The sequence below is a fragment of the Phormidesmis priestleyi ULC007 genome, assembly GCF_001895925.1.
In the GTDB taxonomy this organism is placed as follows: domain Bacteria; phylum Cyanobacteriota; class Cyanobacteriia; order Leptolyngbyales; family Leptolyngbyaceae; genus Phormidesmis_A; species Phormidesmis_A priestleyi_A.
In genome coordinates this window covers 70,235-95,121 of record NZ_MPPI01000005.1, presented here as the reverse complement: position 1 = coordinate 95,121, position 24,887 = coordinate 70,235, and the positions used below count along the sequence as shown (strand labels likewise).

At 50.5% G+C, this 24,887-nt stretch carries 24 protein-coding genes; 18 read left to right on the top strand and 6 right to left on the bottom strand.

The features are described from left to right. Window positions 1-6: 6 nt before the first annotated feature. Together BRW63_RS06360 and BRW63_RS06355 are read left to right on the top strand one after the other, a co-directional pair. The gene (locus BRW63_RS06360) at window positions 7-537 is read left to right on the top strand and encodes a hypothetical protein (protein WP_073070076.1); all 531 of its coding nucleotides are present in this window, start codon (window positions 7-9) and stop codon (window positions 535-537) included. Between the two features lie 57 nt (window positions 538-594). Continuing rightward, window positions 595-2,805, top strand: coding sequence for an AAA family ATPase (locus tag BRW63_RS06355; RefSeq protein ID WP_073070075.1), 2,211 nt, complete (start codon window positions 595-597; stop codon window positions 2,803-2,805). Here BRW63_RS06355 and BRW63_RS06350 read toward each other — a convergent pair. Genes BRW63_RS06350 through BRW63_RS06335 form a run of 4 tightly spaced genes read right to left on the bottom strand, consistent with a single transcriptional unit; the run spans window position 2,786 to window position 9,116 of the window. Continuing rightward, on the bottom strand, window positions 2,786-4,426 hold the full coding sequence (locus tag BRW63_RS06350; protein ID WP_073070074.1) for an ArnT family glycosyltransferase: 1,641 nt from the start codon (window positions 4,424-4,426) through the stop codon (window positions 2,786-2,788). The genes BRW63_RS06355 and BRW63_RS06350 overlap by 20 nt on opposite strands. Window positions 4,427-4,477: 51 nt before the next feature. Then, window positions 4,478-5,494 carry an adenosyl-hopene transferase HpnH gene (hpnH, locus tag BRW63_RS06345; protein WP_073070073.1) on the bottom strand — a complete coding sequence of 339 codons (1,017 nt, stop codon included), beginning with the start codon at window positions 5,492-5,494 and terminating at the stop codon, window positions 4,478-4,480. A 17-nt stretch (window positions 5,495-5,511) separates the two neighbouring features. Then, window positions 5,512-6,504 carry a hopanoid-associated sugar epimerase gene (hpnA, locus tag BRW63_RS06340; RefSeq protein WP_073070072.1) on the bottom strand — a complete coding sequence of 331 codons (993 nt, stop codon included), beginning with the start codon at window positions 6,502-6,504 and terminating at the stop codon, window positions 5,512-5,514. After that, complete coding sequence (locus BRW63_RS06335; protein WP_073070071.1) at window positions 6,501-9,116, bottom strand: efflux RND transporter permease subunit; 2,616 nt, start codon at window positions 9,114-9,116, stop codon at window positions 6,501-6,503. Before BRW63_RS06335 ends, hpnA begins: the two co-directional genes overlap by 4 nt. 150 nt (window positions 9,117-9,266) lie before the next feature. Between BRW63_RS06335 and BRW63_RS06330 the strand changes: the two genes are divergently transcribed. Further along, window positions 9,267-9,935 (top strand): phosphorylase family protein, encoded by a 669-nt coding sequence (locus BRW63_RS06330; protein ID WP_223257309.1) that lies wholly within the window; start codon window positions 9,267-9,269, stop codon window positions 9,933-9,935. Between the two features lie 48 nt (window positions 9,936-9,983). On the opposite strand, the gene BRW63_RS06325 is transcribed toward BRW63_RS06330, so the two are convergent. Further along, complete coding sequence (locus BRW63_RS06325; RefSeq protein ID WP_073070069.1) at window positions 9,984-10,817, bottom strand: class I SAM-dependent methyltransferase; 834 nt, start codon at window positions 10,815-10,817, stop codon at window positions 9,984-9,986. A gap of 218 nt (window positions 10,818-11,035) precedes the next feature. Between BRW63_RS06325 and BRW63_RS06320 the strand changes: the two genes are divergently transcribed. The 6 genes from BRW63_RS06320 to BRW63_RS06295 all read left to right on the top strand — a co-directional run bounded on the left by BRW63_RS06320 (window position 11,036) and on the right by BRW63_RS06295 (window position 16,255). Further along, window positions 11,036-12,220: a M20 family metallopeptidase gene (locus BRW63_RS06320; protein WP_073070068.1), complete on the top strand. Its 1,185-nt coding sequence runs from the start codon at window positions 11,036-11,038 to the stop codon at window positions 12,218-12,220. A 46-nt stretch (window positions 12,221-12,266) separates the two neighbouring features. Continuing rightward, complete coding sequence (locus BRW63_RS06315) at window positions 12,267-12,554, top strand: hypothetical protein (RefSeq protein WP_073070067.1); 288 nt, start codon at window positions 12,267-12,269, stop codon at window positions 12,552-12,554. Next, window positions 12,554-12,844, top strand: a complete 291-nt coding sequence (locus BRW63_RS06310) for a hypothetical protein (RefSeq protein ID WP_073070066.1) — start codon at window positions 12,554-12,556, stop codon at window positions 12,842-12,844. Before BRW63_RS06315 ends, BRW63_RS06310 begins: the two co-directional genes overlap by 1 nt. Window positions 12,845-12,920: 76 nt before the next feature. Beyond that, complete coding sequence (locus tag BRW63_RS06305) at window positions 12,921-13,175, top strand: hypothetical protein (RefSeq protein WP_073070065.1); 255 nt, start codon at window positions 12,921-12,923, stop codon at window positions 13,173-13,175. 126 nt (window positions 13,176-13,301) lie between these two features. Next, window positions 13,302-15,212, top strand: coding sequence for an ATP-dependent zinc metalloprotease FtsH (gene ftsH, locus BRW63_RS06300; RefSeq protein WP_073070064.1), 1,911 nt, complete (start codon window positions 13,302-13,304; stop codon window positions 15,210-15,212). An 89-nt stretch (window positions 15,213-15,301) separates the two neighbouring features. Continuing rightward, window positions 15,302-16,255, top strand: a complete 954-nt coding sequence (locus tag BRW63_RS06295) for an isoaspartyl peptidase/L-asparaginase (RefSeq protein WP_073070063.1) — start codon at window positions 15,302-15,304, stop codon at window positions 16,253-16,255. 13 nt (window positions 16,256-16,268) lie between these two features. Here the strand turns inward: BRW63_RS06295 and glmU are convergent, their stop codons facing one another. Continuing rightward, window positions 16,269-17,657, bottom strand: coding sequence for a bifunctional UDP-N-acetylglucosamine diphosphorylase/glucosamine-1-phosphate N-acetyltransferase GlmU (gene glmU / locus BRW63_RS06290; RefSeq protein WP_073070062.1), 1,389 nt, complete (start codon window positions 17,655-17,657; stop codon window positions 16,269-16,271). A gap of 105 nt (window positions 17,658-17,762) precedes the next feature. Between glmU and BRW63_RS06285 the strand changes: the two genes are divergently transcribed. The 9 genes from BRW63_RS06285 (at window position 17,763) to BRW63_RS06250 (ending at window position 24,882) form a co-directional block, all read left to right on the top strand. Then, window positions 17,763-17,987, top strand: a complete 225-nt coding sequence (locus tag BRW63_RS06285; RefSeq protein WP_073070061.1) for a type II toxin-antitoxin system HicB family antitoxin — start codon at window positions 17,763-17,765, stop codon at window positions 17,985-17,987. A 139-nt stretch (window positions 17,988-18,126) separates the two neighbouring features. Beyond that, window positions 18,127-19,410: a serine hydroxymethyltransferase gene (gene glyA / locus BRW63_RS06280; protein ID WP_073070060.1), complete on the top strand. Its 1,284-nt coding sequence runs from the start codon at window positions 18,127-18,129 to the stop codon at window positions 19,408-19,410. Between the two features lie 269 nt (window positions 19,411-19,679). Continuing rightward, on the top strand, window positions 19,680-20,723 hold the full coding sequence (locus tag BRW63_RS06275; RefSeq protein ID WP_073070059.1) for a glycosyltransferase family 4 protein: 1,044 nt from the start codon (window positions 19,680-19,682) through the stop codon (window positions 20,721-20,723). Window positions 20,724-20,754: 31 nt separating this feature from the next. Further along, a complete protein-coding gene (locus BRW63_RS06270; RefSeq protein ID WP_073070058.1) occupies window positions 20,755-22,023 on the top strand; it encodes a competence/damage-inducible protein A in 1,269 nt (422 codons plus the stop codon). 190 nt (window positions 22,024-22,213) lie between these two features. Further along, window positions 22,214-22,351, top strand: a complete 138-nt coding sequence (locus tag BRW63_RS28150; RefSeq protein WP_181314354.1) for a hypothetical protein — start codon at window positions 22,214-22,216, stop codon at window positions 22,349-22,351. Between the two features lie 19 nt (window positions 22,352-22,370). Continuing rightward, window positions 22,371-22,811, top strand: coding sequence for a type II 3-dehydroquinate dehydratase (gene aroQ, locus BRW63_RS06265; protein ID WP_073070057.1), 441 nt, complete (start codon window positions 22,371-22,373; stop codon window positions 22,809-22,811). A gap of 51 nt (window positions 22,812-22,862) precedes the next feature. Then, window positions 22,863-23,255 carry an allophanate hydrolase-related protein gene (locus BRW63_RS06260; protein WP_073070056.1) on the top strand — a complete coding sequence of 131 codons (393 nt, stop codon included), beginning with the start codon at window positions 22,863-22,865 and terminating at the stop codon, window positions 23,253-23,255. Between the two features lie 56 nt (window positions 23,256-23,311). Further along, the gene (locus BRW63_RS06255; RefSeq protein WP_073070055.1) at window positions 23,312-23,497 is read left to right on the top strand and encodes a DUF4089 domain-containing protein; all 186 of its coding nucleotides are present in this window, start codon (window positions 23,312-23,314) and stop codon (window positions 23,495-23,497) included. Continuing rightward, window positions 23,494-24,882 (top strand): AtzE family amidohydrolase, encoded by a 1,389-nt coding sequence (locus BRW63_RS06250; RefSeq protein WP_073070054.1) that lies wholly within the window; start codon window positions 23,494-23,496, stop codon window positions 24,880-24,882. Before BRW63_RS06255 ends, BRW63_RS06250 begins: the two co-directional genes overlap by 4 nt. Window positions 24,883-24,887: the final 5 nt, after the last annotated feature.

Sequence of the window (24,887 nt, the reverse complement as noted above, 5' to 3'; positions counted from 1 at the left end):
AAGCCGATGAGCACCGATCAAGAGTTGAGAAATATTGATGAGCGCCTACTTCGCATCGCCGAGCTAAACCGGGAAACCTATCAGCAGACGATGAATTCGATCGCTTCGATCGCGACCGCTGATCGTTCTCTAGAGCAAAAGCTTGACGTATTGACCGATCAGGTCGGACGTTTCACTGAAGGGCTGACTGAACTCAGGCTTTCAGGCGAACAGCAAGCGCAAAATATCCAAAGAATAGCGGAGGCAAACGAGGCGGGATTCGATCGATTAGATGCTTCACTTAAAGAAGGATTTGATCGACTGGATGCGGCACTTGAACAGAGTTTCCAGCGATTAAATGACTCAATGGAGCAACAATTTCAGCAAGCAAACGAACAGATGGAGCAACGATCGCAACGAATGGAAGCTTCGCTGGATCGACTTGATGCTTCGATCGAGCGACAAGGGCAGCAGGTTTCAAGAATGGCAGACGCGATCGAGAGTCACGTCACTCGATTAGTCGGAGTCGTAGAAACGCTAATTCAGCGACCAGTGTGAGAAGAGCGAAGATTTTTGGTAGGGTCGGAGATGTCGAACATTCCACGCTGCACTTAAATGGATTTATTCGATCGTCACCGCCAAGACCTCACCGACGCTGAAGCCCCACTCGCAGCTCGGATGCGTCCGCAAACGCTGGATGAATTTGTGGGACAAGCGGCAATTATTGGGCAAGGGCGACTCTTGCGGCGGGCAATTCAAGCTGATCAACTCTCTTCACTGATCTTCTACGGGCCGCCCGGAACTGGAAAAACGACTCTAGCGCGAATTATCGCCAACACAACAAAGGCGCATTTCATCGCCATTAATGCAGTCTTGGCAGGAGTCAAAGAAATTCGAGACGCGATCGCCACCGCCCAAGACAAACGCGGACAGCACAGCCAACGCACCATTCTTTTTGTCGATGAGGTGCACCGCTTTAACAAATCTCAGCAAGATGCGCTGTTGCCCTGGGTTGAGAACGGCACCGTAATTCTGATTGGGGCGACCACCGAGAATCCATATTTTGAAGTCAACAAAGCGTTGGTGAGTCGATCGCGGATTTTCCAACTCAAACCGCTTAACGAAGAAGATCTCAAACGAGTCGTCGAACAGACTTTGAGCGATCGTTCAAGAGGCTATGGCGATCGCTCCATTCAACTCGATTCAGACGCGCTCAACCATCTGGTTAATGTCGCCAATGGAGACGCACGAGCGCTACTCAACGCGCTAGAACTCGCAGTTGAAACCACCCCTTCAGATGCCAGCGGGACGATTTGCATCTCCCTATCGGTTGCCGAAGAATCGATTCAGCGTCGAGCCGTGCTTTATGACAAAGAAGGCGATGCTCACTTTGACACGATTAGCGCCTTTATCAAAAGTCTGCGGGGTTCTGATGCCGATGCCGCACTCTATTGGCTGGCAAGAATGGTTTACGCCGGAGAAGACCCCCGCTTTATCTTTCGGCGAATGGTAATTCTCGCGGGGGAAGATGTGGGATTGGCTGACCCCAACGCGATCGTCATCGTCAATGCTTGTGCCGAAGCCTTCGATCGAGTCGGAATGCCCGAAGGTCGCTATCCTCTCGCTCAAGCGGCGCTTTATTTGGCGACGGCTCCCAAATCGAACAGTGTTATGGGCTTTTTTGATGCGCTGTCTGCGATCGAGCACGAGAGAGAATCTGAAGTACCGCTCCATTTGCGAGATTCTAGTCGTGATAAACAAGGGTTTGGGCACGGCTCTGGCTATCTCTATCCCCACTCTTATCGAGAACACTGGGTCGAACAGCAATATCTGCCAGGAAGCCTGCAAGGACAAGTGTTTTATCAGCCTTCAGATCAGGGGTTTGAAGCGCAGATTCGTACAAAAGTCAGCCGTCAGCGAGAAGCCCAACTCGCCGCCCTAGTTGAAGGCATTGGTGTTGCTTTGCCCGAAGGGTTGACCATGAGTCCTGCGGATTCTACGCTCGATCGTTGGATGCAGCGCACACTCAGTCAAGTTGGCGAAAAATTGGGAAGCCTGCGCGATCGAGTTTTTGATCTTGCGGCTCCTCAACGTCATCACCTAATTCTCGACCTCAACGCTACCAGTGGGCTACTTACCTGGGAGGCGATCCGTCAAGTTCCTGAAGGCGGCGTTTATGCCTGCGTGCAGACTCAAAAAGACTATGATGCCCTGACCGAACAAGCCGAAACCCTGTCAGAGTTAACTCGTCCTGTAATTGTGCATACCCAACTTACAGCGCTATCCGATGCCTTCTCAAAATCTTTGAAGTTCGATCGCATTCTAGGACGCAACGCCCTGCAAGCAGAACCCGATAAAGCGATCGTGCTGGCTCAACTGACCAAGCTGCTGCAACCCGATGGCGTTTTGGTGCTGGCAGAAGCGGTGCCCCGCCGTGCCCAACGACTCTATCAGTTGCTCGATCGCACTTGGCTAGATGAAGAGATTTACGATCGTCTCGTTCAAGCAGAAGAAGCCATCTATGCTCAACCTTTTGACCCTAAAGTGAATTGGGATATTGACGATCTGCAATTATTGTTTGAGAAGGCAAATCTTTCGGTCGAGCTTCAACCCATTCGCTCTCAGACGGCTATCTATCTGAGTCAAGCCCTTTGCGATCGCTGGTTTGCCCCCAATCCTGCTAATACTCCCAGCTATCGAGATCACCTGTCCCACCGTTTATCAGACGACGAGATTGCCCAGATTCAACAGCGATTTAGTCAACGTTTGTGCAATCAGGCGGTAACTTGGGAAAGCACTACTGTTTTTATTCGAGCGGTTTCTTGACCAGTTGCCACGTTTGAAACGAGCCGATTACAGGATATTGAGTGGGCTTAATGGCGGTGCTGGGGTCAAGCCAGGCAAATTCACCGGGTTGCAGCGCGTCGATCGTCAGATTTTGCCCTAACTGCGGAGTGTAAAAATTTAGCAGCAAATGAGTTTTACGATCGTCTCGGCTCAGTTGATCTTCGTTGACGACAAAGTTGACGGGGTGCGCTTTCAAAACGGCTTCGACCTGGGGCGTTTGCAAAAATGTCTTCAGTTTGGGGTTGTAGTTGCCCCATAAACCAGTCATGTTCAGTGCTGTCAGACCCACCCAAGAGGTAAGCAACAAACCTGCTAGCCATTGTTGTGACAATTTTGATTGATCTGCGGATTTTTGCCGCCCGATCGTCCACACACTCAGCCAGCCAATACCCACGATCAGAACGACGATCGCCGCTCGATGTCCAACTGATCGAACATCAGGATGCCAACTCACCAGCCAGGTTGCGGCACAGCCTGCCAAAATCAGCAATGTTCCAAAACCGCCCAAAATAGAGTTAATTGCTTGAAATGGTTTAGCTGCTTGTAGATTTTCATTAGGGGTAATTAGACGATCGAGCGCGATCGCCGCCAACAATCCCACAAAGGGCATTAACTGAAGCGGGTAATAATGAGTACGAGTGCCAAATAAACTCAGTTCGACCAATAACAGAATGGGATATCCCAGCAACAACAATCGAGCGTGATTGTCCTTCAACAGTTGCCGGACTTCGGCCTTAAAGAACGCTAACCACAATCCGAACAAGGCAAAAAACACCCACGGAAACCCATTCGCTGGAATGTTCCAAACATAGTAAAACGGACCTGCCCCTTGATAAGTTTGTCCTTTAAGATGAATGAGTTTGCCAAACAGTTCTGCGATCGGTTTGTCGCCATATTGCGCGATCGCAGCTTTCAGCCAGACGATCGGCGGCAGGGCACCCAAGACCAGTCCGACATAAAGCCAGGGATTAGTTAGATGCCGATGACGCGAATGTTGCCCAATCAGATAAGGCAGCAGTGCCACAGCCGCCGGAATAATCATGAATCCTTTAATCAAAAATCCCCATCCAAGGCTACAGCCTGCCAGAAGTAACCACAGAGAGTTTCGAGTTTTGAGTTGAGGGTTTGTCGCTTCTAAAAGTGCCCAGATTGCCAGTAGCTCGATGAAGACGAGAACTGAATCTTGAGTCGCTAATCGCCCATATTGAGCGACCAAGGGAATGACGCTGAAAATTGCGGCTCCGAGCCATGCCAAACGAGGATTTAAGAGATAGCAGCCGATTCGGTAGGTCAACAACACACTGAGAACAAATGCGATCGCGCTAGGCAATCGTGCTGTTCCTTCGTTGGTGCCAAACATCAGATAACAAGCAGCAATTAGCCACTGAATGCCGATCGTACGATCAAATCCCGCTTCGCCACCCCACTGCACACTGACCCAATCGCCCGTTTGCAGAATCGATCGAGCTTGGGTGGCATAGATTCCTTCGTCGTGCGCCATCAGACTTTGCTGTCCGCTTCTCAGCAGCACCAAAGGCAACACCCAGAGCAGCAGCGTCAAGTAGGGCACTAGTTGGGAGTAGGGAAAAGACCGTTTCATGGGCCGCGATCGCCAGTAAAAAAGCTGCTTTCTACCCTACACCCTTTTTTGCTATGCGCCAAAGACGGCTCCAATCGATCGCCCGATATTTTCTGGCTGCATCGAGTCCATTGCGGCGGTTGGCTCATAGCCACAGTGCACCATGCAGTCTGCACATTGTGGGTTGCCGCTCTTGCGACCGTATTGATCCCAATCGGTTTTTGCTAGGAGTTCTTTATAAGTCGTGTAGTGTCCTTCGTTGAGCAAATAACAGGGTTTTTGCCAGCCGAGAACGCTGTAGCTAGGCATTCCCCAGGGAGTGCATTCGTAGTCTTTTTCGCCGATTAGAAAGTCTAAGAACAGCGGATTGTGGTTGAAATTCCACTTTTTCTCACCTGTTTTCATCGGAGCCAAAATTTCTCGAAACAGCGAGCGCGTTTGTTCACGCTTGAGAAAATGGTCTTGGTTGGGTGCCCACTCATAGCTATAGCCAGGAGACACCATCATGCCATCCAGGTTAAGCGTGTCAATAAAGTCGAAAAACTCCTGTATCTCTTTGGGGTTTGCCCCTTCAAAAATCGTCGTGTTGGTGGTGACGCGGAAGCCCTTTGCTTTGGCGGCTTTGATCGCTTTGACCGCAGTTTCAAACACGCCTTGACGATCGACGCATTTATCGTGCAATTCTTGCAGCCCGTCGAGATGAATGCTGAAGGTCAGATAAGGCGACGGCGTAAATTTAGCGAGGCTTTTTTCTAGCAAAATGCCGTTGGTGCAGAGATAGACAAACTTTTTACGCGCCACCAAACCGCGCACGATTTCGTCAATTTGGGGGTGCAAAAGCGGCTCACCACCGGGAATTGCGACCACAGGCGCACCGCATTCTTCGGCAGCGGCAAAGCACTGTTCGGGAGTCAGGTTTTGCTTGAGAATCTCGGTCGGATGCTGAATTTTGCCACACCCAGAGCAAGCCAGATTGCACCTAAAAAGCGGCTCTAACATCAGCGTCAACGGAAATCGCTTGCGCCCTCTGAGCCGTTGCATCACCAAATATTTGCCAACTTCGATCGCTTGCTGTAATTGAATTGCCATCGGTCTTTCTGTTCTCCTCAACGTTCCACATAGCCCTTTGATACAAACCAGTCTACGGCATCTTTTAAAGCGGTGTAGATGGGGGTTTGCGGAAGCCCTAATTCACTCACGGCTTTAGCGGCATCGTAATACATCGGGTGTTGTGACATTTTCACGCCATCGATCGGGATAGTTGGCGTTTTGCCTAACGGTGCCAAAATTCGCTCATCGACCCAGGCGACGCTCAGAGGAATCCAGGCAGGAATCGATCGAGTCGGGGCGGGCAACCCTGTAATTTGACTCAGTTGATCGAGCAGTTGTTTGAGCGTTAGATTTTGATGCCCCAGAATATAGCGATCGCCAGTCTTGCCCTTTTGTAATGCCAGCAAATGACCTTGGGCAACATCTTCCACATGGATGAAGTTCAACCCGGTTTCTACATAAACGGGCATGGTTCGCCGCAGCATTCGCAAAATCAAGTCTTCGCCAGTGGGAGTCGGTTTGAGATCCCATGCGCCGATCGGAGTACTGGGATTTACGATCACGATATCTTGTCCGGCTTGACAAGCTTTAACGGCTTCTTGCTCTGCCCAATATTTTGATTTTTTGTAGTGTCCGACTAGTTCTTCAACGGGGGATTGGTGGGTTTCGTCAATGGGTTGGTCATGATCACCGACTCCGATCGCCGCGACAGAACTGGTGTAAACGATGCGCTCAATTCCAGCTTGACGAGCGGCAGCTAGAATATTTCGAGTTCCTAAAACGTTAACTTGATAGAGTCGATCGCGATCGGTTTGCCACAGCGAATAGTGCGCCGCGACGTGAAATAAGACCTCACACCCCATCATCTGTGCTGCTAGATCAGGATCGGTCAAATCGCCTTGCGCGAGTTCAACATCTAGCCCCTGTAAGTTATCTAATCGGCTGTTACGTCGCACCAGTGCCCGAACTTGATAGCCTTCTTTTAACAAAAGTCGAACTAGATTGGCTCCCACAAAGCCCGTTCCGCCCGTCACAAATGCTTTTTTCATAGCGATTTCTTCTTCTCGCGATGTCGGGGTTTCAGATCATCGAGCAGCGTGTAGACGACGGGAACGACAATTAGACTGAGTAACGTTGAGGTGACAAGTCCGCCTGCGATCGCGATTGCCATTGGCGATCTCAACTCAGACCCCGCACCTAAACCAAGCGCGATCGGTGCCATGCCTAAAATCGTGGCAGCCGTCGTCATCAAAATCGGTCTGAGGCGAATCGGCCCCGCTTTGAGAATGGCTTCCGATCGCTCTAAGCCTTCTCGACGTAGCTGATTAATATAATCCACGATCAAGATTGCATTCTTGGTCGTTAATCCTAATAGAAACACAAATCCGATCAGCGAAATCATGCCAAAATCACTCTGAGTGAATAGCAGCGCCAACATTGCACCCACTAATGCTAATGGCAATGAGAGTCCGACGGCTAATGGATCGACCCAACTGCGAAACAACCAAACTAAGACGACAACAATACATAGAGCAGACAACGCCAACGTAGACCCAAAACTGCTAAAAATTTGGCTACTCGTGGCAGAATCACCGCCTAAGTTGAGGGTGACTCCGGGCGGAATCAATGCTCTGGCTTCGTTGACGATCGTCTCAGTTGCGTCTCCTAACGGTAAGCCTTTGCCCAGGTTAGCGCTGACGTAAACGACTCGCTTGCCATTTTTGCGCTCAATCTGCTGAATTTCTTTGCTGGATGCCCCGACGATCGTTACATCTGCAAAACCGGGGAGCGTCTGCACTTTTGCTTTTAAATCGGTGGCAACTCGATTTAGAACTGTGAGATCCTCACCCTGAATCGCGATCTGCAATGGCTTCTGACTGCCCGCCTCAACAAAGGGAATGTCTTCCACGCTGGTCGTCACCCCTTCTAAAGTGGGTAACGTCGCCCGGATTTGGTCTTGCAGCTTTGCAGTAGAGGTGGCGCGATCGTTCTTTAACTTTACGTATAGATTGCCTTTATTGGGTTCTCCTTCACGGGAGCCAACGATCGTAAACACCGTTTCAACCTCTGGCGATTTTCGCACCTGATCTTCTAGCTGCTTTGCCACTGTTAGCGATGTCGCTAAAGGATTAATGGGCAAAGAAGAGATCTGAGTCGGCAACGGAGCCGTATAGCGGACATAAAATTCGCCGCGATCGAGCTTAGGAATAAACCCTTGAGGAATGAATGGAATCAGCGCAACGCCTGCCACAAAGCTCAGAATTGCGAGGCTCACAACGAAGACACGATGGCGCAATGACCAATCTAGCAACCGTCGATAAGCCGCCGAAAACCTCACCCAAAAGCCTCCTGTTTTGTGAAGAGCGCCATAAGGTTTGGGTCTGAGCAAATAGATTGATAAGACGGGCGAAAGGGTGCGCGCTACTAGCAAAGAAGTCAGCATCGAAGCCGCGATCGTGATCCCAAAGGGTTTAAAAAACTGTCCGATCACGCCACCCATCAGACCGATCGGGAGAAACACCGCAACCGCTGTTAACGTCGCTGCCGTCACGGGTAAGCCGATTTCGTCAGTAGCAGTCAGGGCAGCTTGTTTGGGCAATTCGCCATTGTCGATGTGACGGCTAATATTTTCGACATCGACGATCGCATCATCGACGACGCTGCCAATCACCAGCGCTAACGCCAGCAGCGTTATTGTCTCTAAGTTAAACCCAAAGATCGCCATGACGATAAACGTTCCCAACAGCGAAATGGGAATCGCTAGCGCCGAAATCAGCGTCGCTTGCCAGCTTCTCAAAAAAAGGAAAATCACAATCACGGCAAGGGCGATCGCTTCGATCAAGGCATCGATCGTCGATTGAGTCGCTTTTTGAATATAGTCTGCTTGCGTCGCTGCTAAAGTTAGGTTCACGTCGGGTTGACTAGACCGCAGTCGCGTCACTTCTTTTTCAACCGCACTCACCACTTCGAGCGTGTTGGCATCACCCCGCTTAATCACCTGAAATGCCAAAGCATCTGCCCCATTAAATCGCACCAACGTTCCGAGTTGACCTGCTTGAGATGTGGGATTTACCGATGGCGTAGTTTGTCCTCCAGTTCCTAAGAGTGAGACTTTGAGTACTCCAGGCAGTTTGGCGATCACAGGCACGATTTGATCATTCGCCAATTTTGTCAAGTCAGGCAGACTGCGAGACGAACTGTCAATCACATAGCTCACCGCCGCCGACTCATTCAAATTGAGAGAAATGACTTTGAACGTTCCATCTTTAGGCAACGTTACCGTCTTCATTGTCGTCTCAACTTCACGAGCTGACTCTTCCAGGCTCGTCCCTACTTTAAACGACGCGCTCACTGCCGATCGACTGGGATAAGTCGAAGACCGAAGATCATCCAAGCCTTTGAGCGATCGTAGCGCTTGCTCGATCGGCTGAGTTAGCTCGCGCTCAGTGTCAAGGGCAGTCGTCAAGGGCGCGCTGGCATTGACCACGACGACCGGAAAGGCGATATCGGGAAACAGCGCATATTTGAGAGAACTAAACGCCATAAGCCCTGCAACCGTCACCGCCAGCCAAAAGCTAATTGTGAGAATGGGAGCGGCGATCGCCAGTCGAGAAATATTAAAGCGCTCTCGTGAGGATTGATTGCGATTTGGCTGTACCATGTTGAACTGTTCGATAGTAAATGCATCGGTCAGAAGCGATTTTTAAAGCTTCACCCAAGACGGTAATTCTACCGTCAACTATTTCGGCTTTCATCCAGGCTAATGCAAGCCTGCTTCAGATTAGTAGCTCTCCCTATTATCCTTCACCCTTTGCTGACTTTCCTCGTCCCCCAAGGTGCAGAACATCGAGCCATTTGCCAGGGTTTAAAGCACCTCAAAAACCCGCCTCAAGTCATACCAATTCCGATCGGGGTTGAGCCAGTTACTCAATTTTTAAGAAACTGGCAAAGATCTCAATCCTTTGACGCAGCCCTTCAATCAGGCGTTTTGGTGATGGGCTTGTGCGGTAGTCTCACAGTCCAGTTAGGGATCGGCGATCGAGTTCTCTATCAGTCCTGCCAAGATGCGTCAGGCACCGTTTGGGACTGCGATCCCACGCTGACGGCTCAGATCCAACAAAGTTTGCAAGCAACAAATTCTCTGGTGCGGGCGTTTACGAGCGATCGCATTCTGTCTTCTGCTCACGAAAAGCAACAACTCGGACAAGTCCATCAAGCTGATGTCGTAGATATGGAGGGGTCAGCTATCTTGACGATTCTGGCTGAGGCAGGAGTTCCCGTCGCCATGTTAAGAGTCGTAAGTGATGATACTGATCATGATTTGCCAGACCTGTCAGCGGCAATTAGCCCAGAGGGTAGGATACGATCGCTGCCGCTCGCGATTGGGATGATCCGCCAACCGATCGCTGCTCTGCGACTGATTCGAGGCTCGTTAACAGGATTGCGGACGTTAGAAGCGATCGCCGCCCGTTTGGGCTAACTTCACCTTGGTAGCTAACCGAACCGATTGATTCGATGCAGCGACTGGCTATATGCCCGATCTCGTGATTGTGCAAACAAAGTAGAACTGAAAAATGGGCGAGGGTAGAGGCAACTGTGGGCGATAGCGATCGTGCAGTTGTGCGGCTGAATAGGTTTCAACAATGTCCAGTCCCAAGCTTTTGGTAAAACCAGCCATATCTTGGAAGCCTGTGATCCACGGTGCGCCCCGCTGCTCCAATTGTTCGATATAGTCATCTAGTTCGACATATCCTGTAGTTTTGGCAATCACCCGATTCGATAGGTAGTCAAGCGATAGCTTAAAGTGCTTGACGTGGTTACGGATTGTATCGAGAACCGCAATGATGTCTTCTTGTTCGAGGTAAGTTACGTTGCCTTCCCACAAGAAATAAGTCGGCAACTGCAAGTTAAAGTGATTGTTTTCAAGTAATGCAATGAGATCATCTTTGACATAATCGCCGGGGATGTAAGTGACCTCAGCCGCAATATTATTCGCTGCTAATCGTTCTGCTTTAAGTTGCAGCGTTGCTGTTGCTGCCTGGTCAATCTCGAAGTAGCGCACCCCTGGGGCTGACATTCGCACTGCACGGGTATCTAGACCCGACCCTAAAATCACAACTTGCCGATATCCCAGCGCCAGTTGTTGAGATAACACATCATCAAAGTAGCGAGTCCGCAGTTTCACCATGTCTTTGACTGGCGGAAAAGATTGAGCCACCTGATGAGCAACTTGCGCTGAATTGCGATCGAGAAATAGTCTAACAATCTCATCTCGATAAAGCGGGTCAGGCGCTGCGTTTTCTTCAGCTCGAAATTCAGCAATAATGAATGCCGTTCCACTCACATTTTTGATTTCAGGCATGTTGCCTCCTAAGTTCTAGATTTGGCCAATTGAGTCCGAACAGCCAACTTTTTGAAACCCGATCGTCGTTCCATCGTCCGATTGAAATATTTCTAGGTTCTTTCTTTCAGACTTCTAGCTTTTTGGAAACCCCTGATTGAGAACGGTGCCAGATCTGAGCTAACCTTAATCTTTTATTAACAAGTCTTATCATTAGAGAAACTGTCTTAAAAATCTGCATGCACACCCGAATCAAAGAAATTGCTACGGCTCTGGCTCCTCGGTTAATTGAGATTCGTCGGCATCTACACAGCCACCCCGAACTCAGTGGACAAGAGCAGCAGACCGCCGCTTATGTAGCTGGAGTGCTTTCATCGTGTGGGCTGCGTGTGCAAGAAGCGATCGGAAAAGTCGGCGTGATTGGAGAACTCAAAGGACAGAATTCTGGTGCGTCAAATCATCGTCTGCTTGCCATCCGCACTGATATGGATGCGTTACCGATTCAAGAACGCACTGGCTTAGAGTTTGCCTCTCGCTTCAATGGGGTCATGCACGCCTGCGGTCACGATGTCCACACCACAGTTGGGCTAGGAACGGCGATGGTGCTATCTCAACTCGGCGAACTGCTGCCCGGAGATGTGCGCTTTCTCTTTCAGCCTGCCGAAGAAATCGCCCAAGGCGCAGAATGGATGGTGCAAGATGGCGCAATGGATCAAGTCAGCGCCATTTTATCTCTACATGTGTTTCCCTCGATTCCCGCTGGCAAAATTGGCATCCGCTATGGGGCACTCACCGCCGCCGCCGACGATTTAGAGATCACAATTTTGGGAGAATCAGGACATGGAGCGCGTCCTCATGAAGCGGTAGATGCGATCTGGATCGCATCGCAGGTGATCACCAGCTTGCAGCAAGCCATTAGCCGCACTCAAAATCCGCTTCGCCCGATGGTGCTGACGATCGGCAAAATCACAGGCGGACGTGCCCCCAACGTGATTGCCGACCAGGTGCAGTTGTTGGGAACGGTGCGATCGCTCCATCCTGAAACCAGCGCCACTCTGCCTACTTGGGTTGAGCAGATTGTCTCAAGTGTCTGTGCAACCTATGGGGCAACCTATCAGTTAGACTATCGCCGAGGCGTTCCCTCGGTGCAAAACGACAAAACTCTGACGCACCTGCTCGAATCGGCGGCTCAAGAAATGTGGGGCAATCAGAGCATTCAAATGATTCAAGAGCCATCTCTCGGTGCTGAGGATTTTGCGGTCTACCTCAATCACGCGCCGGGCAGCATGTTTCGCTTAGGCGTGGGCTACCCAGATCAACGAAACTATCCGCTCCATCACCCGCAGTTTGAGGTAAACGAATCTGCCATTCTCACGGGCGTAGCCACGATGGCAAACGCCATCTGGAAATATTGGGAGAATTGATTCGTGTGGGTAAAATAGAAGCAGATTTGGTAGGTATAACTCCTTTATGACCATCGGTAAACCCTTTCGTCTTGCATCACAAACTCAGGTAAATCGTGAAGGTTATATTCACCTAGGTTCAGCAGCCAGTGAGCAGTGCTATCGAGTTTTAGTCAACGATGCTGGGCAAATTTTGCTTGACCCGATCGACAATCTCCCTGAGCGTGAGCAATGGCTTTGGCAGAACTCGACTGCACTTTCTTCTGTGCAGCAAGGAATTGAACAGGTTGCAGAGGGCAATCAACGATCGTTAGGCACGTTTGCCCAACACGCTGACTTGGACATTGAAGACTGATGCAGTTTCGGTTGGAATTCTCGCCTGAAGCAGAGGCAGCATTATTTAAGCTTCAACAAACCGATCTCAGAAAATACAAAAAAGTTTTAAAGACATTGGGCTTAATGGAGATCAATCTCCGTCATCCCGGCTTAAAAACTCATAAATACGAGTCTCTTTCTAGTTCAGATGGGAGAGAAGTCTTTGAAGCCTACGTTGAGAACAAAACTCCGGCAGCCTTCAGAATTTTCTGGTGCTATGGGTTTGAGCAAGGGACACTGACGATTCTTGCAATCACTCCCCATCCATAACCGCTCTTTAGAGGGATTAGAAAACCGCGATCGCAATGGCACAGTAAAAAAATCGATCATAACTTTAGGAGTAACTATGGCAGCCTCGACTCCACTACAAGGCTTAGATCTAGTTGACTGTGCAAGAGCCAACGCTAAACAAGGGATCGAAACGACCGCACATCTCTGTGGCTATGGCAAAGATCTCAACACCTTTCGACACGAACTCGAAAAAGCTTGTCAGCATATGGGCGTAGAGTTTCACGAATTGAGTGACTTGATCAAAAACGAATCGCCATTAATGCAGATGGAAGGAGAAATCGTGGCTCCTGACACGGCTTCTGAGCTTTAAAAGAATTATTCTCTGACTCGCTCTTTGAGTTGCGAGGTTAAACTAGATACAATCGTCGCTCTGAGAAGCCATTCTCACGAGAGCTGCGAGGTTGAGTCACCGCAGACAAAAGGCAAGCAATAGACTATGAAAGGCTCCTGGAAAAAGGCATCAGCGCGACGAACTTCCCCCAAGCAAACGGCTGCTACCAAAATGGTGATGATCGGCTGGGTGATTGCCCAGAGCATCATGATTGGCACGCCTGCGATCGCACAATCCACTCGTGACTCTCTGAGCTATAGTCAATTGCTCAAAAAAATTGATGCGGGTGAAGTCACAAAAGTTGAAATTGACGAAGCGCAAAAAACCGCCAGAGTCAAGCTAGAAGGGCAAAAACCCAACGATCCGTTGATAGAAGTGCCCTTGCTTGAGCGCAACCCTGAGCTGATTGAGCGGTTAAGAGACAACAAAGTCAATTTTGACTCTCAGCCCACGGCTGACAATAGTGTGCTTATGGGCTTAGTGGCAAATCTGCTGCTGTTTATGCTGCTGATTGCAGGTCTGTTGTTGATTTTGCGACGATCGACCAACTCCTCTGGGGGCGGCCCTGGGCAGGCGATGAGTTTTGGCAAGTCTCGCGCCCGGTTCCAAATGGAGGCGAAGACGGGCGTGATGTTTGATGACGTGGCAGGCATCGAAGAAGCCAAAGAAGAACTGCAAGAAGTCGTCACCTTTTTGAAAAAGCCTGAGCGGTTTACAGCAGTGGGGGCCCGAATTCCCAAAGGTGCCTTGTTAATTGGGCCGCCCGGAACAGGCAAAACTCTGTTGGCAAAAGCGATCGCAGGGGAAGCCGGAGTCCCGTTTTTCTCAATCTCTGGCTCTGAATTCGTTGAAATGTTTGTCGGTGTAGGTGCGTCTCGCGTGCGTGACTTGTTTAAGAAAGCCAAAGAGAACGCGCCTTGCATTGTCTTTATCGATGAAATTGATGCCGTCGGTCGTCAGCGTGGCACGGGCATTGGTGGCGGCAACGATGAGCGAGAGCAAACGCTCAACCAGTTGTTGACCGAGATGGATGGGTTTGAAGGTAACACGGGCATCATTATTATCGCGGCAACGAATCGTCCTGATGTGTTGGATTCTGCCTTGCTGCGTCCGGGTCGCTTCGATCGCCAAGTCAATGTTGATTTGCCCAACTATAAAGGGCGACTGAGAATTTTAGACGTTCACGCCCGTAACAAAAAACTCGCTCCAGAAGTCTCGATGGAAACGGTTGCCCGTCGCACTCCTGGCTTCTCTGGTGCCGAGTTAGCGAATCTGCTCAACGAAGCCGCTATTCTCACCGCACGCCGCCGCAAAGATGAGATTACTTCACTAGAGATCGACGACGCGATCGACCGGATTACGATCGGTCTGACGCTCACCCCTCTGCTCGACAGCAAGAAAAAACGCCTGATCGCTTATCACGAAGTCGGTCACGCTCTGCTGATGACGCTGTTGAAAAATTCTGACCCGCTTAACAAAGTCACGATTATTCCGCGATCGGGCGGCATTGGCGGGTTTGCTCAGCAAGCCTTTAATGAAGAAATGATCGACAGCGGACTCTATACCCGATCGTGGATGACCGATCGCATCACCATGTCTCTGGGCGGTCGAGCGGCTGAAGAAGAAATCTTTGGCGAATCCGAAGTGACGGCAGGCGCTAGTGGTGATATCAGAGCCGTGGCTGACCTGGCGCGAGAGATGGTAACTCGTTATGGAATGTCTGATATGGGTTTGGTTGCCCTTGAAGGCTCCTCTTCGGGCGAAGTTTTCTTGGGTCGCGGTCTTTCGCCCCGATCAGAATATTCTGAGGAGATAGCAAACCAAATTGACGAACAGGTGCGCGCGATCGCCATGCAGTGCTATTCAGAAGCCCGTCGCCTGATTCGTGACAATCGCCCCCTAGTCGATCGCTTAGTCGAGATGCTGTTAGAGCAGGAAACGATCGAGGGCGATCAGTTCCGCAAGATCGTGGCAGATTATCGTGAAGTGCCGCAAGCCGCAGAGGTCGCTGGCTAATCGATCGGTGAATGGTGACTCGTTCGACGATAATAAACGTTTGATTTATTGCTCTAGCGAGTCACCATTCACGTTTCGAGGTTCTATCTATGACGAGCGATCGGGTTCAGCCCAAGCTGATTATTCACGGCGGGGCAGGTAGCTCCTTAAAGGGAAAAGGCGGAGCCGAAGCTGTTCGGCAGTCGCTCTATCAGGTGATTGAGGAAGTCTATCTCTTGCTGCAAGAAGGGGCAACGGCTCAAGCTGCCGTAGTGCGAGGCTGTCAGCTTTTAGAAGACGATCCGCGATTTAATGCTGGCACAGGCTCGGTGCTGCAATCAGATGGGCAGATTCGCATGAGCGCTGCTTTGATGAATGGCACGACTCAAAAGTTTAGTGGTGTGATCAATACCGCTCGGGTCAGGCATCCGATCGACCTGGCGTTGTTTCTGCAAGATTTTGACGATCGCATTCTCTCAGACTACGGCTCGGCTGAATTGCTGCGAGAATTGCAAATTCCGCTTTATGATCCCACTACCGATCTGCGTCTGCAAGAGTGGATTCAAGAACGCGCTGGGAATTTTGATAAAGCAATGGCAGGCGTGGTCGCAGAGCGCGAACTAGTCAGTGATGACGCAGGACGCGGCACGATCGGAGTAGTAGCGCTAGACAGTCAGGGCAGAATCTCCGCAGGCACTTCTACGGGGGGCAAAGGCTTTGAGCGAGTGGGGCGAGTCAGCGATTCTGCGATGCCTGCGGGAAATTACGCGACGGCACAAGCGGGCATTAGCTGCACGGGCATTGGGGAAGACATTATCGACGAGTGTCTCGCCGTCCGAATTGTGGTGCGCGTCACCGATGGGTTATCGCTAAAAGCGGCGTTTGAGCGATCGCTGACCGAGGCACACAAAAATGACCGCGATCTAGGCGCGATCGGGCTAGATGCAACGGGCGCGATCGCGTGGGGCAAAACCAGCGAAGTTCTGTTAGCGGCTTATCACACAGGCGAAAAAATTGCCGACACGCTAGATATGGCAGAAGGAATGCAGGTTTCTGCGGTCTAGTTCTGAGTCGGATTTACGATTGCTTAGAACCCTCTGACGATCGCGCCTTCAATCGCCACCCGTGCTTGATGACTTGACGCGCCCGTGCGATCGCCAAACAGTCATTAGGCACATCTTCGCTGATTGTTGAACCTGCGGCGATCGTCACATCTTCGCCAATGGTGAGCGGCGCAATCAGCGCATTATTGACTCCGGTTTTGCTGCGATCGCCGATCGTGGTGCGGTGCTTCTTCACGCCGTCATAATTCGCGGTGATCGTGCCGCCGCCGATGTTGACTTGTGTTCCGATCGTGGCATCGCCTAAATAAGATAAGTGAGAGGCATTGGTGCGATCGCCCAAAGTGGAATTCTTCAACTCTACAAAGTTGCCAATCCGACAGTCCGCACCGACTTCGGCATGACCCCGAAGATGGGCATAGGGCCCAATTCGAGCGCCAGACTTGACTACACTATCTGTCACAACCGAAAAGAGAACCGTGACATTTTCCCCGATCTGGCTATTTTCGATCAGGCTGCCCGGCCCGATGCGGCTTTTGGTTTGAATAACCGTTTCGCCTCGCAGATGAGTTTGCGGCTCAATCACTACATCGGCTTCGAGATGAACAGGGTCTTCGATCGTGATGCTGTCTGGGTCAATGAGCGTCACACCTCGCGCCATCCAATCATCTTTAATGCGGGTTTGCAAAATGCCGTAGGCGGTGGCGAGTTGTTTGCGATCGTTGATGCCCAAAATTTCTTGATAATCGTCAACATCCACCGTCATGACTGGGTTGAGATAATTTACCGCGTCGGTCAGATAATATTCTTGCTGACTGTTATCGCTCGTCAGGTTTGGCAAAACGGCTTCTAAATCTTGCCAGCGAAAGCAGTAAATTCCAGCATTGACTCGCCGATTTTGCGCTTGAGCAGGGCTACAATCACGGTCTTCTACAATCTGAGTCAGAATATTATTTCCGTTGCAAAAGACCCGTCCATATCCTTTAGGATCAGGAACCTGAGCCGTTAGAATAGTTGCAGCGTTATTGTGTTTCTGATGAGTCTCTAGTAATCGTTGCAGTGTTGCAGGTCTCAGCAATGGCACGTCGCCGTTTAAAACGAGCAAGTTTCCTTCAAACCCTTTGAGAGGCGACAGCAATTGTTGAATGGCGTGTCCGGTGCCCAACTGCTCAGTCTGCTCAACAAACTCCACCTCAGCATAGCGATCGCCCTGGCTAGTCATTGCCTCTTTGACTAAATCTGCCCGATAGCCCACAATCACCAACCGTCGCACTGGGTTGATTTCAGCCGCCCCATCTAACACTCGCTCAACCAGCGATCGACTTCCCAAGCAGTGCAGGACTTTAGGCAAGTCCGATTTCATGCGCGTTCCTCGCCCAGCCGCCAAGATTGCTACCGCTACCATCATTTTCTCTGTCAATAACTCCAACGGAGTATACCTTGCCTCTGGGCATTGTTTCCACTCAGAGCACGATACTGACAAGATAGATTTAAAGGAGGGACTAGAAGAATGAAATATACGATCGTTGTTCAGTGGTCAGAAGAAGATCAGTGTTTTGTCGTCCTGTTACCTGAATTCACAGAGGTCATGCAACCCTGTACCCACGGTGACACCTATGACGAGGCGTTTAAGAATGCTCAGGAAGTTTTAGAACTATTAGTAGAGTCAGCCTTGAAAGCAGGCGAACCTTTACCAGAACCAAAAAGGTTTGGACAAGCGCTGCAAATTGCCTGACAAAATTTTCTACGAACTTCATGATTGCCTCACCAAGTCTCAAACAAACGGCGTTATGATCGATTTCTCAGAAAGCTCTACTGTTAATCTGGCTTTGACAGAATAATAGTTTCACCCTCTAAATTTAGGAATTTGCTCAGTGACTCAGACCAACTCAGACTTCCTGACAACTGCTGACCCCGCGATCGCCGAGCTAATTCAGCAGGAGCTACATCGGCAGCAGGATCACCTCGAACTGATTGCCAGCGAAAACTTTACGTCTCCTGCGGTGATGGCAGCCCAAGGCTCAGTGCTGACCAATAAATATGCAGAGGGGCTGCCCGGTAAGCGCTATTACGGAGGGTGTGAGTTTGTCGATCGCATTGAGCAGTTAGCCATCGATCGTGCCAAACAACTATTTGGAGCCGCTCACGCCAACGTGCAGCCTCACTCAGGCGCACAAGCAAATTTTGCCGTATTTTTAGCGCTCCTCCAGCCCGGTGACACGATCATGGGCATGGATTTGTCCCACGGGGGACATTTGACCCACGGGTCGCCAGTGAATGTATCGGGCAAGTGGTTTAACGTCTCTGATTATGGGGTGAGCCAAGAAACCGAGCAGCTTGACTACGATCGGATTCGAGAGTTAGCCCTCAAGCATCGTCCCAAACTGCTGATCTGTGGATATTCAGCTTATCCACGAGTGATTGAGTTTGATAAGTTTCGCGCGATCGCTGATGAAATTGGGGCTTATTTACTAGCTGACATCGCTCATATTGCCGGACTTGTTGCCACCGGACTTCACCCAAACCCCGTGCCTTATTGTGATGTAGTTACGACGACGACTCACAAAACCCTACGCGGGCCCAGAGGCGGGTTGATTCTCACTCGTGATGCTGACTTAGGCAAGCAACTCGATAAAGCCGTCTTCCCCGGTTCACAAGGCGGGCCGTTAGAACACGTCATTGCGGGTAAAGCAGTCGCCTTTGGTGAGGCACTCAAGCCAGAGTTTAAAACCTACTGCGCCCACGTGATTGAAAACGCCAAAGCGATGGCAGCCCAGCTTCAGCAACGTCAGTTCAAAATTGTTTCGGGCGGCACTGACAATCACTTAATGCTGGTAGACCTGCGATCGATCGACATGACGGGCAAACTCGCTGACCAACTCGTGAGCGGGGTCAATATCACGGCAAACAAAAACACGGTGCCCTTCGACCCAGCCTCGCCATTTGTTACCAGTGGTCTAAGATTGGGTTCTCCGGCAATGACCACTCGCGGCATGGGCACAACTGAGTTTACGGAGATCGCGAACATCATCGCCGATCGTCTCCTCAGTCCCGATGATGAGACGGTTGCTCAAGATTGTCGCCGCCGCGTTGCTGCGCTCTGCGATCGATTTCCGCTCTATCCCCATCTTTCTCAGCCCGTCCCGGCACTGGTCTAAGCAGAAGGGCTACGATCCCAGTGTTTTTCCGGTTACTCAGTAACCAAGAAGAAATATAACAGTAGGGCATTCTGACGAGTGCCCTATTTTGTGTTTATTTAACCTAGACTTGCAGTTTTTAGGGACTCCATCCCGTCACCTACATCTCCAAACAAGTTTTTTAGCAACGCTACCAAAATAGTTGTGCTTAATAATTCTTTGCTGAGTATCATCTGAGATGTAGTAAACTCTGCCTGACAACTCAACTGTCCTCCCTACTGCTATTTCAGATGCCCTTTCATCTGTATCACTTCATTGCATTCACGGTTTCTGTGCTGGTCGTCTTCTGGAGCACCCCGCTCGTCAAGAAGATTGCCCTGCAAAGCGGACGGGTCGATCTCCCTGGAGGTCGCAAAGTCCATCAACGCCCAATGGTGCGCCTCGGTGGTGTGTCGATCTTTTTAGGAGTCGTCTCTGCACTGCTAGTTGTGTGGTGGACTGGCGGATTTGGCATCTTGCCACCCGGTAAAGAATATGAAGTCTGGGGCGTAACGATCGGCGGACTTGCTTTCTTCTTGATCGGACTCGCAGACGATTTATTTAATTTGTCGCCTAAAACACGATTAATTTTGCAAGTTATAGTTGCCAGCCTCGCCTGGAAAGCGGGGGTGCAAATTGAGTTTTTGACCAATCCGCTCTCTGGTTTGTTTCCCCTCGCTGACTGGATTAGTTTGCCGATTACGGTGATCTGGCTAGTCGGGATGGCAAACGCGGTTAACTGGATCGATGGCTTAGACGGGTTAGCGGCAGGCGTTTCTGGCATTGCTGCGGTTGTGATGCTGATCACCTGTCTCTTTATGCAACAGCCCGCAGCAGCTCTGATCGCGGCAGCGCTAGCAGGTGGAACGCTAGGATTTTTGCGCTACAACTTCAACCCCGCTCAGATTTTTATGGGGGATGGAGGAGCCTATTTTATCGGGTTCACCCTGGCTGGAGTGGGCGTAATTGGGCTGGTGAAAAGTGTGACAACGGTCGCGGTTTTGCTGCCTTATGTGATTTTGGCGGTGCCGATTATTGATATGTCAGCGGTAATTTTCGATCGCCTCCGTCACGGCAAGTCTCCGTTTATTGCTGACAAACGTCACCTTCATCATCGTCTCCTCAAGGCGGGGCTGTCTCATCGGTTAGCAGTGCTCTTTATCTACTCGCTGACTTTGTGGGTCGGTAGTTTAGCCCTGGCGGTCTCAGGAATGCCAAGTGGTTTTGCCTATGCGATCGCGGCGACGGCTCTGCTCAGTTTCACGAGTTGGCAAGTCTGGCGAGTCGCGAGATGATCAAACTTTCAGCCCCTCAGTTTTATTCTCTATGAGTTCAAGCGCAGAAATTATCAGCGTTGGCACTGAGTTGCTGCTGGGCAACATTCTTAACTCAAATGCTCAGTTCATCGCGCAGCAACTCGCTCAGTTGGGCATTCCTCACTATTATCAGACCGTGGTGGGCGATAACCCCGATCGTCTCAAGCATGCGATCGCCATTGCTTCTGAGCGATCCCAAATTCTGATTTTCACTGGAGGATTGGGCCCTACGCCTGATGATTTGACGACTGAGACGATCGCCGATTTTTTTGACACGCCACTGATTGAAAACTCAGAAGTGATTGCAGACATTACCCAAAAGTTTGCTCAACGTGGGCGAGAAATGACCGATAACAACCGCAAACAAGCGTTGATTCCCCAAGGGGCAGCAGTTCTTTACAACCCAGTGGGCAGCGCTCCGGGCATGATTTGGCAGCCGCGATCGCATCTGACCATTCTCACGTTTCCGGGTGTGCCCACTGAGATGATTGAGATGTGGCGGCAAACGGCGGTGCCTTATCTCAAAAGCCAGGGGTGGGGTTCAGAAATTATTGTGAGTCGCCTCTTAAAGTTTTGGGGGCTGGCAGAGTCGAGTCTGGCAGAAAAAGTCTCAGATTTTTTTGAGCTGCAAAATCCCACCGTTGCGCCCTATGCTAATTTTGGCGAAGTCAAACTCCGCATTTCTGCGAAAGCGCCTTCTCAAGAGGCAGCAAATCAAATCATTGCCCCGATCGAAGAACAGCTCAGGCAGATTGGCGGATTAGATTGCTATGGCAGGGATGAAGACACGATCGCGTCGGTGGTCGGTGAACTGCTCAACGTTACTCAAACGACCCTCAGTGTCGCCGAATCTTGCACCGGAGGCGGCTTGGGGCAAATGCTCACCAGCGTTTCTGGTAGCTCTCGCTATTTTTGGGGTGGCGTGATTTCCTATGACAATTCAGCAAAAGTCGCACTTTTGGGCATTGATCCCGAAACTCTGGCGCAGCATGGAGCCGTCAGCGAAGTCGTGGCGCAGCAAATGGCAGTGGGTGTACGATCGCGCCTCAACACCACTTGGGGAATCAGCATTACAGGCATCGCCGGGCCCGAAGGCGGCACTGAAACTAAACCTGTGGGATTAGTCTACATTGGGTTAGCGGGCCCGGACGAGCAGGTAACAAGCTTTGCTCATCAGTTTGGGGCACGCGGACGGGAATGGGTGCGGCACGTTAGCGCCTCTAGTGCCCTGGATCATCTGCGTCGAAAACTGTTAAGCGAACCCCTAATAAATCAGTAAACCCCTTGATCCCTGCGTGGAATTCGTTATCATTTGAGAAGCGACGAAAAAATGATCAAGGTGACAGTTGGTTTTCCGGTTACCTCCTGTTAATATTTGATCAGGTTTTTGTGAAGTTTTGGTTTTGTCTAAGTTCGTCTTAGACAGAGCAGTAAAAAGTCCAAGCGATATTCAAGGAGCCGTCTGTTCAATGGATTACATTGAAAAGGTGTTGGAAAAGCTAAAAGAATGGACTCGCAGACTCATCGAGGCGCTGCTAGGTCCAGAGGTTCAACCCGAAGCAGAGCCGATCCCAGTGCCTGTGAATGACCCGCAGCGTCGTCGATAACCTATTAATTTAAATTTGTTTGCAAAACATTTTGGTTCTTCACGGGCCCAACCTTAATCTTCTGGGTAAACGAGAACCTGGGGTTTACGGGGTTGTGACACTGGACGAAATAAATCAGATGTTGGAGCGAGAAGCTCAGGAGTTGCAGGTCAAATCTGCGGCTCTACAGTCCAACCACGAAGGGGTCTTGGTGGATTTTATTCATGCGGCCCAAGATCAGCATCAAGGAATTTTGATCAATGCTGGAGCTTATACCCATACGAGTGTGGCGATTCGAGATGCGATCGCGGCTGTCAATCTTCCAACCGTCGAGGTTCATCTCAGCAATATTTATCGTCGCGAAGCGTTTCGTCATCACTCTTATATTGCTGAGGTTGCGATCGGTCAGATTAGCGGGTTTGGTGCCGAAAGCTACCGATTGGGGTTACATGCACTGGTAGATTATCTCAAGCAGTCTTAGTCGTTCTAAAATAAATACTCTGTAGAGACGTTGGATTCAGCGTCTTTTTTAATGGAATCTATTGTGTATCTAGCAGTCAATGGCACTTTAATGCAAGAGCTGGAGTTAAATGGAAACCTGCTCTCGGTTGGGGCAACGTTTGTACGAGAAACGACGACCGAACCGGCTTATCGGCTGTGGTCGATCGACGATCGTCACCCCGCTATGCTGAAAGTTACTGAGGGCGGAGTCGCGATCGCCGTTGAAGTTTGGGCAGTTCCCGCTAGTGGAGTCAGCACTTTATTAAAATTAGAACCTGCTGGACTATGTATCGGCAAAGTTCGACTATCAGACGGGGAAGAGGTTTTGGGTGTGTTAGGAGAACCGTTTTTGTGCGAAGGAAAGCGAGAAATCACTCAGTTTGGTGGGTGGCGATCGTATATTCGTGAATTTGCAGAAGGTTAACATTCGAGATATTAAACTTTAGAGGCGATCGTTGCGTTTAGTTTTGAGGAGTCGAGATGACAGATCAAATGGATGCGGCTGAATGTGTCGATCGGATCGCTGCGCTCGTTGGATTGCCGCTTAATCCTGATCACCGTCCGGGCGTGGTGGCAAACTTTGAGCGCATTCAAGCGATCGCTCAACTCGTAATGGAGTTTCCTCTACCTGAAGAGATTGAAGCCGCACCCGTGTTTGAACCATGAACTCACCTCACCCCGATGCCACTCAGATTGCAGAAACCGTTCGACGACAAGATGTATCTGCCCGATCGGTCGTTGCGGCTGCCCTTGCCCGCATTGCAGAACACGATCAAACCTACAACTGTTTCACGACCGTTTTGGCTGATTCAGCCCTAGCCGATGCTGAGCGAATTGATCACGCGATCGCCGAGGGCAAAGAGCCAGGTGCATTAGCAGGAGTGCCATTTGCGGTCAAAGATTTGTTTGACATTCAAGGCGTGACCACATTAGCGGGTTCTAAAATTAACGCTGAAAAGTCATCTGCGAACAAAGACGCAACCCTGGTAACTCGCCTCAAACAAGCTGGGGCCGTGCTAGTCGGTGCGCTCAATATGGACGAATATGCCTACGGGTTTACCACTGAAAATGCTCACTATGGGGCATCGCACAACCCTCATGATGTCAGTCGCATTGCTGGCGGATCGTCTGGCGGATCGGCGGCAGCGATCGCATCTGGTTTGGTGCCGATCACGCTGGGTTCCGATACCAACGGCTCGATCAGAGTGCCTGCGGCTTTATGTGGAATTTTTGGGTTGAAGCCGACTTATGGAAGGCTGCCACGATCGGGTGCTTATCTGTTCTCCAGTAGTTTTGATCATTTAGGCCCATTTGCTCGATCAACTCGCGATATCGCCACCGTTTTCGATGTGCTGCAAGGATATGATGCCGATGATCCAGTTTGTAGCCAGCGTCCGCCTCAGCTTTGCACTCCAGAACTTTCAAAAGGGGCGACGGGGTTGCGAATTGCGATCGCTGATGGCTATTTTGCAGAAGGCGCAGAACCCGAAGTGTTTGCAGCGGTCGAACAGATTGCTAAAGCTTTGGGCGTAAGTCAACGAGTTACCATTCCAGAAGCCCACCGCGCTCGTGCAGCAGCGTTTGTGATTACCTCCTGTGAAGGGGCAAATTTGCATTTCGCAGATTTAAAGACGCGACCTCAAGACTTTGACCCCGCTACGCGCGATCGCTTTCTAGCAGGGTGTCTCGTTCCGGGTCATTGGTATGTGCAGGCGCAACGGTTTCGACGTTGGTATTGTGACCAAGTTCGTGAGATTTTTCAACACGTCGATATCATTCTGGCTCCGACTACGCCTTGTTCTGCTCCGCTGATCGGTCAGGAACGGATGACCGTAAACGGAGTCGAAGTTCTGGTTCGCCCAAATTTAGGAATGTTTACTCAACCGCTCTCGTTTATTGGCTTACCGATTATTTCGGTGCCGATTCAGCGATCGGGTCAGTTGCCTCTAGGTGTGCAGATTATCGCGGCTTCTTACAATGAAGCTCTAGTTTTACGAGTCGCTTCCGAGCTAGAGACACGCGGAATTGTAGCTGCCCCCGTGCCTCACTGAAAATC

Coding starts and splice junctions, on each gene's coding strand:
- BRW63_RS06360 (WP_073070076.1), top strand. CDS start 7: ATGAGCACCGATCAAGAGTTGAGAAATATTGATGAGCGCCTACTTCGC.
- BRW63_RS06355 (WP_073070075.1), top strand. CDS start 595: ATGGATTTATTCGATCGTCACCGCCAAGACCTCACCGACGCTGAAGCC.
- BRW63_RS06350 (WP_073070074.1), bottom strand. CDS start 4,426: ATGAAACGGTCTTTTCCCTACTCCCAACTAGTGCCCTACTTGACGCTG.
- hpnH (WP_073070073.1), bottom strand. CDS start 5,494: ATGGCAATTCAATTACAGCAAGCGATCGAAGTTGGCAAATATTTGGTG.
- hpnA (WP_073070072.1), bottom strand. CDS start 6,504: ATGAAAAAAGCATTTGTGACGGGCGGAACGGGCTTTGTGGGAGCCAAT.
- BRW63_RS06335 (WP_073070071.1), bottom strand. CDS start 9,116: ATGGTACAGCCAAATCGCAATCAATCCTCACGAGAGCGCTTTAATATT.
- BRW63_RS06325 (WP_073070069.1), bottom strand. CDS start 10,817: ATGCCTGAAATCAAAAATGTGAGTGGAACGGCATTCATTATTGCTGAA.
- BRW63_RS06320 (WP_073070068.1), top strand. CDS start 11,036: ATGCACACCCGAATCAAAGAAATTGCTACGGCTCTGGCTCCTCGGTTA.
- BRW63_RS06315 (WP_073070067.1), top strand. CDS start 12,267: ATGACCATCGGTAAACCCTTTCGTCTTGCATCACAAACTCAGGTAAAT.
- BRW63_RS06310 (WP_073070066.1), top strand. CDS start 12,554: ATGCAGTTTCGGTTGGAATTCTCGCCTGAAGCAGAGGCAGCATTATTT.
- BRW63_RS06305 (WP_073070065.1), top strand. CDS start 12,921: ATGGCAGCCTCGACTCCACTACAAGGCTTAGATCTAGTTGACTGTGCA.
- ftsH (WP_073070064.1), top strand. CDS start 13,302: ATGAAAGGCTCCTGGAAAAAGGCATCAGCGCGACGAACTTCCCCCAAG.
- BRW63_RS06295 (WP_073070063.1), top strand. CDS start 15,302: ATGACGAGCGATCGGGTTCAGCCCAAGCTGATTATTCACGGCGGGGCA.
- glmU (WP_073070062.1), bottom strand. CDS start 17,657: ATGGTAGCGGTAGCAATCTTGGCGGCTGGGCGAGGAACGCGCATGAAA.
- BRW63_RS06285 (WP_073070061.1), top strand. CDS start 17,763: ATGAAATATACGATCGTTGTTCAGTGGTCAGAAGAAGATCAGTGTTTT.
- BRW63_RS06275 (WP_073070059.1), top strand. CDS start 19,680: ATGCCCTTTCATCTGTATCACTTCATTGCATTCACGGTTTCTGTGCTG.
- BRW63_RS06270 (WP_073070058.1), top strand. CDS start 20,755: ATGAGTTCAAGCGCAGAAATTATCAGCGTTGGCACTGAGTTGCTGCTG.
- BRW63_RS28150 (WP_181314354.1), top strand. CDS start 22,214: ATGGATTACATTGAAAAGGTGTTGGAAAAGCTAAAAGAATGGACTCGC.
- BRW63_RS06260 (WP_073070056.1), top strand. CDS start 22,863: ATGGAATCTATTGTGTATCTAGCAGTCAATGGCACTTTAATGCAAGAG.
- BRW63_RS06255 (WP_073070055.1), top strand. CDS start 23,312: ATGACAGATCAAATGGATGCGGCTGAATGTGTCGATCGGATCGCTGCG.
- BRW63_RS06250 (WP_073070054.1), top strand. CDS start 23,494: ATGAACTCACCTCACCCCGATGCCACTCAGATTGCAGAAACCGTTCGA.